This window comes from Bowdeniella nasicola, assembly GCF_001907295.1.
GTDB classification, from domain to species: Bacteria; Actinomycetota; Actinomycetes; order Actinomycetales; family Actinomycetaceae; genus Bowdeniella; species Bowdeniella nasicola.
The window spans coordinates 1-3297 of the sequence record NZ_MQVR01000127.1; the positions used below are offsets into that span (position 1 = coordinate 1).

The 3297-nt window shown below is 60.4% G+C and carries 3 protein-coding genes, 1 tRNA gene and 1 pseudogene; 4 read left to right on the top strand and 1 reads right to left on the bottom strand.

The annotated features are described in order from the left end of the window. Positions 1-91 precede the first annotated feature (91 nt). Positions 92-439, bottom strand: a pseudogene (locus tag BSZ39_RS12410) (pyruvate dehydrogenase (acetyl-transferring), homodimeric type); the annotation flags it as partial. A 151-nt stretch (positions 440-590) separates the two neighbouring features. Between BSZ39_RS12410 and BSZ39_RS12415 the strand changes: the two are divergent. The 4 genes from BSZ39_RS12415 to BSZ39_RS12430 all read left to right on the top strand — a co-directional run bounded on the left by BSZ39_RS12415 (position 591) and on the right by BSZ39_RS12430 (position 3229). Further along, complete coding sequence (locus BSZ39_RS12415) at positions 591-1064, top strand: DUF3052 domain-containing protein (RefSeq protein WP_083603352.1); 474 nt, start codon at positions 591-593, stop codon at positions 1062-1064. A 33-nt stretch (positions 1065-1097) separates the two neighbouring features. After that, positions 1098-1171: transfer RNA gene (locus BSZ39_RS12420), tRNA-Val, on the top strand. A gap of 64 nt (positions 1172-1235) precedes the next feature. Then, positions 1236-2309: a serine hydrolase domain-containing protein gene (locus tag BSZ39_RS12425; RefSeq protein ID WP_158025204.1), complete on the top strand. Its 1074-nt coding sequence runs from the start codon at positions 1236-1238 to the stop codon at positions 2307-2309. A gap of 422 nt (positions 2310-2731) precedes the next feature. Beyond that, the gene (locus BSZ39_RS12430) at positions 2732-3229 is read left to right on the top strand and encodes a DUF2207 domain-containing protein (protein WP_158025206.1); all 498 of its coding nucleotides are present in this window, start codon (positions 2732-2734) and stop codon (positions 3227-3229) included. Positions 3230-3297 lie beyond the last annotated feature (68 nt).

Genomic DNA, 3297 nt, shown 5'->3' on the forward strand with positions numbered 1-3297 from the left:
ACGACCATGACCGATACCGACACGCCCGCACTAGCAAGCTAAAACCCCAAACGAGAGGAAAACGCCGTTACACCACTACAAGGGACTTGACCCCCACGCCGACGCCTTCGCGCTGCGCGCGCGTCACCATGACCGCAGCATTCCACCGAAGCCAGCGCCGGTAGGTGCGCTCCATGGCTTCGTCGCCGGGGAAGTAAGGCTCTTCGTGGACGCCGATCGTATTGACGTAGGGGGTGGTGAGCGATGACGGGATCGTCACGTTGCGCTCTCGGGCACGCTTCAGCATCGAGAGCAGCACGTACCGTGCCCGTGGTCCACCCCGATCATCGATAAGAGCATCGAGCGAATCGAGCCATTCGTCGGTTTCCTCGGTATCGATGTCTCCGATTTGGCTAAGTAGCCCATTAATGAGGGGCTGGGACTCATCACGTTGGGGCACGGAGAACCTCGCTTTCACTTCGTGGTTCGTCGATCGCGCGGCTGCGCGCGCCGACCGGATTCATCTCCCATTGTCGACCAGATACGGGACTTTTGTCATGTTTGGCAAATCACCGTGGCGAATACCACCGACTCTCGTCTACTGTAGGGGCATGCTCAACGCTAAGTCCGCTGCGAGCCTCGAAAGCGATAGGAGTACGGCAGTGCCATCCCGCACTGATTCTGAGGCAGCGCATAAGTTCGGATTCACCCCCGGTCAGGTTGTACAGGAGTTCTACTACGACGAGGACGTCGATATGGCGCTCCGCGAATCCATAGAGAGGGTCACGGGTGAAGAGCTTGCTGACGAAGACTTCGCCGAAACCACCGATGCCGCCATCATCTGGTGGCGTTCGGATGACGGCGACGCTGATGATCTGACGGACCTGCTAACCGACGCGGCAGCTAATCTCGATGACGGTGGAGATATCTGGGTGCTCAGCCCGAAGGCCGGCCGCCCTGGACAGGTCCAAGCAGCCGATGTGGAAGACGCTGCCACCAACGCAGGAATGCATGCATCAGCGAGTGTTGACGGCGCAAAAGACTGGCTCGCTATGCGATTGGTCGTGCGCGCCCGCGGAGTGTAAAGTATCCATCCGAGCCGGCAGCAATGCCGGGCCGGGCCTGTAGCTCAGTTGGTTAGAGTAGCTGGTTTACACCCAGTTGGTCGGGGGTTCGAGTCCCTCCGGGCCCACGTCGTAAAACAAGGTTCAAACCTTTTGGTTTGAACCTTGTTTTCGTAGGGCACAATGGTGCCCATGAATGCAGTGACGGCGGTCGACTCGCTCATCGAGCGCCTGACAAAACAGGCCACTCGAACAGTTCCCACCCCACCCCTCGTCCACGTTGCAGGCCCGCAGCTTTCGTTGTCGGTCGGTGACCCCACGCAACCGTTCTGGATTGCGAGTATCGATAAAGTCTTCATCGCGACCCTCACGGCGCAACTTTTCGGGCGGGGCGACGTCAGCCCTGCGACCCCGATCGGACAGGTGCTGCCGAGCGACGTGGTGGAATACCTGCCCGTCGCGCGAGGCGTGGTTGCGGGACGCGATATCACTATCGAGCACCTGCTGACCCACACTGCTGGTCTGCCGGACGTGTTTTTCCCGCCGCGAGGCCTTGACACGGCCTGCTCCTTGGCTAATATTCGATCCAACCATGAGCGGCAGTGGACGACTCGCGAGCTCCTCGAAGAGGTCGCCGCCCTGCCACCCCTCGCCCGGCCAGGGGAGCGGTTCCGATATACCGATACGGCCTACCTGCTTCTCATTCGGATTGCGGAAGACAGCGCCGGGGATGCCTACAGCAATCTCCTTGCTACGCGGATTTTCGAGCCCGCCAGTATGGCCGATACCGCGAGCTGGGTCGGTGCTACAGGAGCGGTGCGGGAGAACCTTGCGACCTCGCTCGCCCCGATCTATCTTGATCGCTCCAGCGGGGACGTATCGAAAATGCTGCTGCCGAATCTCACGTGGACCAGCGGGATCGGGGGAGTCTCAAACGCCGCCGATTTGGTGCGCTTCCAGCGCGCACTTCATACGGGGGCGCTGTGCGATACGGTCTGGCTCGACTATCTCGGCGAGCCACGCCACCGGTTCTATCCCGGCATTCACTACGGAGCCGGAATGGTGCGACTGAAGTTTTCCGGGCTCGCGCCCTGGATGCGCGGTTACCCGAGCCCCGCAGGTGGCCTCGGGTTTACCGCGACGCACATGTTCTACTATGGCGAGTACGACACCCACGTGATTGTGAGCTTCCATTCACCAATGAGGATGCGAGCCAGCTTTGCTGCTCATGCGCGGTTGGTAAAGGCGATCAAATCCCGTACTTAGCGCATGCTGTGGCGTCATGACGACAACGCAGAACGATGCGCTTACCCACACCCCCGAGGCGATCCGCCGTTGGGTTGCCGCCGATAGGCGAACTGACCTCGCAGCAATACGCAACCAGCTCGCGAGTAACGTCAGCTTGGTTTCTCCGTTGGCAGACGCGTTTCGATTCCGCGGACCGACCGAAGTCGTGTCACCGGGTCGGACCGCGACTGGGGGCTGCACTATTTATCCGGCCTGCTGCCGCGGTCCTCACCCTGTTTTCTCGCATCGGTTCTCGCATGGTTGCTCGTGGAAGTATGCCGAAGATTTCTGGGATTGGCGCGGCATCGCTCTCGCCGATCGCTCTGGTGCTTCGTATGATTGAGCGACATGTCATGGCCTCGATGGCGCCGTATTCGTCTCGATAGGGAACAATGCTGACCATGACTCGCCTGGGGCACCAGCTCATCCGAACCGTTATGACCCTGGCCACCGCGCTGCTGGTTCTAATTCCCCTTGCCGCCCTGCCGGCGAGTGCTGACACCAGCAAGGATTCGATCAAGAACCTCAAGGTCGACATCACGCTCGATGCCTCCGGGAAGGCGCACATCACCGAGACCTTTGATTGGAACTTCGGCACCCGAAAGGGACTGGGGTTCTACCGGACACTCGTCACTGCAATGGGCTATGACCCGGATCCGGACAAGATCCGTGTCTACGAGGTGAGCGGGGAGCGAGTGATCTCGCCGTCGGGTGCGCCGGCATCGATCTGGCGCGAGAGCGAGACGAACGGCAAAACCAAGTTCTCCATCGGCGCCCCCGACGGCTCCAACGACCGCGTAAGTGGCATCCAAAAGTATCGCCTCGACTACGACGTCGCCGGCACGATCAACGCCATTGAGGAAGGTCAAAACACAGTTGAGTCCCTCATAGTGGTGTAGCGGGGTGGTCGTGCTGGACAGCAGGGCGGTCACCGCGTGATCCTCGAGTTCATCTTCTACAACTCACT

Coding starts and splice junctions, on each gene's coding strand:
- BSZ39_RS12415 (WP_083603352.1), top strand. CDS start 591: ATGCTCAACGCTAAGTCCGCTGCGAGCCTCGAAAGCGATAGGAGTACG.
- BSZ39_RS12425 (WP_158025204.1), top strand. CDS start 1,236: ATGAATGCAGTGACGGCGGTCGACTCGCTCATCGAGCGCCTGACAAAA.
- BSZ39_RS12430 (WP_158025206.1), top strand. CDS start 2,732: ATGACTCGCCTGGGGCACCAGCTCATCCGAACCGTTATGACCCTGGCC.